This is a genomic window from Methylobacterium sp. E-016, assembly GCF_022829745.1.
In the GTDB taxonomy this organism is placed as follows: domain Bacteria; phylum Pseudomonadota; class Alphaproteobacteria; order Rhizobiales; family Beijerinckiaceae; genus Methylobacterium.
Map to the genome: position 1 here is coordinate 1 of NZ_JAKSYF010000087.1, position 2,470 is coordinate 2,470.

Consider the following 2,470-nt stretch of genomic DNA (forward strand, 5'->3'; position numbering starts at 1 on the left):
CGTGCCGAAGCTCGTCGAGATGGCGACGTCGGTGGCATCACGCCCGCGGGCGATGACGACCCGCCCTATCCTTCTAGCGTCGTGCCGGGCGTCGAACGTGTACCAGCGTGGCCCCTGTGGGCCGTCGAGGTAGACCTCGAACCACGCGGAGAAATCCATCGGGTTGGGGTCCACGGGCACGCCGATGTCGCCGAGGTAGCCGGTGCAGTACCGCGCCGGGATGTTCATGCACCGGCACAGGGTGACAGCGAGGTGGGCGAAGTCCCGGCAGACGCCGACCCGTTGGCGGTACCCGTCGAAGGCCGAGCGGGTGGCGTCGGCGAGTTGGTAATCGAACCGGATGCGCTCGTGCACCCAGGTGACGATGGCCTGCACCCGGCCCCAGCCCTCGGGGGCATTGCCGAACAGCGACCAGGCCGTGCCGGCGAGCTTGTCGGTGTCGCAGTAGCGCGAGCCCAGCAGGTAGACGAGCACTTCGTCCGGTAGGTCCTGGACGGCGATCTGCCGGGCGTCGGGTGCGTAGGCGTCGGGCTCGCCGCTGTCGGCGATCAGAAAGTCGGCCGAGACCGTGACGCGACCGCCCGGCGCGAGCAGCCGCACGCAGGTGTTGCCGAACCCGTCCGTGTAGGTCCGCGTCGGCACCTGCGGGTCGACCTGCATTGTGTCAGAGGTCAGCAGGTCGTGGGTGCGGGAGGGGTGGACGTTGAGCTGGTAGATCAGTGGGGTCGGCCCGAACGTGTCGTAGCCGATGGTGTATCCGGCCCTGATCCTCATGTTCGTCCCCGTGGTTGGGAGGTTCGCCGCATCTTCGGTTCGGCGGTGTCCGGCGATGCCTGCATGGGCCGTGCCCAGCCCGGGGAAGACCGGCTCAAAGCGTGAGCAGCAACGCGGCGTACCCGACGGCCCCGAGCGCGAAGGCCCAGAACCGGCTCTGCCGCTCGCTCGGCACCTCGTCCTTAAGGACGTTCAGGATCACGCCGCCGCCGAGGAAGGCCGTCAGTGCGGCGATGGCCGCGTCCGACACCACCGTCACCGCGCCGACGAGGAACCCCGCGACGACGGCGGCGACCAGTACCCAACGTCCGGTCCTGCGGTATGCCGCCTTGTGGTCGTCGTTCAAGCCGTAGTCGGTGACCACGAAATGCAGGGCCATCGCCACGGTGAAGAACGCCAGCGAGGCGACGCCCGTCGTCTCGCGATGCAGGAGGAGGTAGCCGACGAGCGCGTTGTAGAGGCCGAAGGACCCCATGTGGATCCAGAACACCCCGGCCCCGGTGCCGACCTCGGCCGTCGGGTCGGAACCCCGGGCGTCGGTGACCGGGATGCCGGCACGGCGCGAGCGGTCGACCTTGGCCAGCCTGTCCAGCCCGTAGAAGGCCATCAGGCCGCCGAGCGCGATCAGGTAGACATGCCGCTCCGAGAAGCCCCCGAGGGTGCCGCCGGCCATGCGGCCGACGCTGGCCTCGCCGCTGGCCAACTCAGGCAGGAAGTGCACGAAGACGTAGGCCACCGCGACCCCGCCGGCCGCCGACAGCCAGACGCTCCTGGGCGAGCCGTCCAGGAACCGCAAGGACGGCGTCACGACATGCACGACCGCGAGCACGACCGCCGCCAGGGCGGCGAGGACCAGAATGGATGTCGTCATCCCGATCCGGCTCAGTTCGCCTTGGGTACGACGGCGGGTGCCGGCGACTGGGGCGGAACGGGGGGCACGGCCATGGGCGGGGGCTGATCCGAGAGCTTCTGCCGCGTATCGGCGAGCTGTGCCTGGATAGCCGCGAGTTCCTGCCGCGTCGTCGCAAGTCGATCCTCGACGACGGCCATCTCCTTGTTGCGGCCGGCCAGCGTCTCGGTCAGCGTGGCGAGTTGCGCCTGGGTGTCAGCCTGCCGCTTCAGGAGTGCCTCCGCCGCCGAGCTCGCGCCATCGCGGTCGGCCGTCAGCTTCAGGACGGCCTGTTCGGCCTGCCCGCGCTCCGAGATCACCCGGTCGCGCTCGGACTTGGCGGTGGCCAGATCGGCCTGGGTCGACGCCAGTGCGTCCTTGGCCTGCTGCAAGTGCTGCCCGGCCTGTGCGATCTCGGCGGTCAGCTTGTCCCTGCTGGCGTTCAGGCCGGCGATGGCCAGCTCCAGGTCGCCCCGTTGCTTCGTAACCTGCTCGGTGGCGGTCCTGGCGTCGGCTAGCTCCTTCTGGAGCCGCTGCCGAACCCTCGCGGGCCTTCTGCTGGCTCTCCTCGGCCTTGGCGAGATCGGCGGTCTTGGCGGTCGCCTCCTGGGCCATCGCGCCGATGTCGGCCCGCAGCTTGGCCTCCTGCTGGCGCGTCTCCTCCAGGCGGCGCCCGACGTCGGCAAGCTCCTTCGTCCGGGCCGTCGCGGCCTACTCGGCCGCGGTGGTAGCCTCCCTCATCGGCGCGAGCTTCTGCTCGGCCTGGTTTACCTGCGCCTGAAGGTCGGCCAGCTTCTGGGCCTCCGC

3 protein-coding genes are annotated in these 2,470 nt (G+C 70.1%); all 3 read right to left on the reverse strand.

All coding sequences use genetic code 11. The features are described 5' to 3' along the window. Window positions 1-774 (reverse strand): transglutaminase-like domain-containing protein (locus MKK68_RS11755; RefSeq protein WP_244030433.1); only part of this gene is annotated, 774 nt, incomplete at its 3' end. Window positions 775-868: 94 nt separating this feature from the next. Next, a complete protein-coding gene (locus MKK68_RS11760; protein WP_244030434.1) occupies window positions 869-1,645 on the reverse strand; it encodes a hypothetical protein in 777 nt (258 codons plus the stop codon). Between the two features lie 11 nt (window positions 1,646-1,656). Beyond that, window positions 1,657-2,055 carry a hypothetical protein gene (locus tag MKK68_RS11765; RefSeq protein WP_244030435.1) on the reverse strand — a complete coding sequence of 133 codons (399 nt, stop codon included), beginning with the start codon at window positions 2,053-2,055 and terminating at the stop codon, window positions 1,657-1,659. Window positions 2,056-2,470: the final 415 nt, after the last annotated feature.

Bases quoted from the DNA above. Each gene is read 5' to 3' on its own strand.
- MKK68_RS11760 (WP_244030434.1), bottom strand. From the start codon at position 1,645: ATGACGACATCCATTCTGGTCCTCGCCGCCCTGGCGGCGGTCGTGCTC.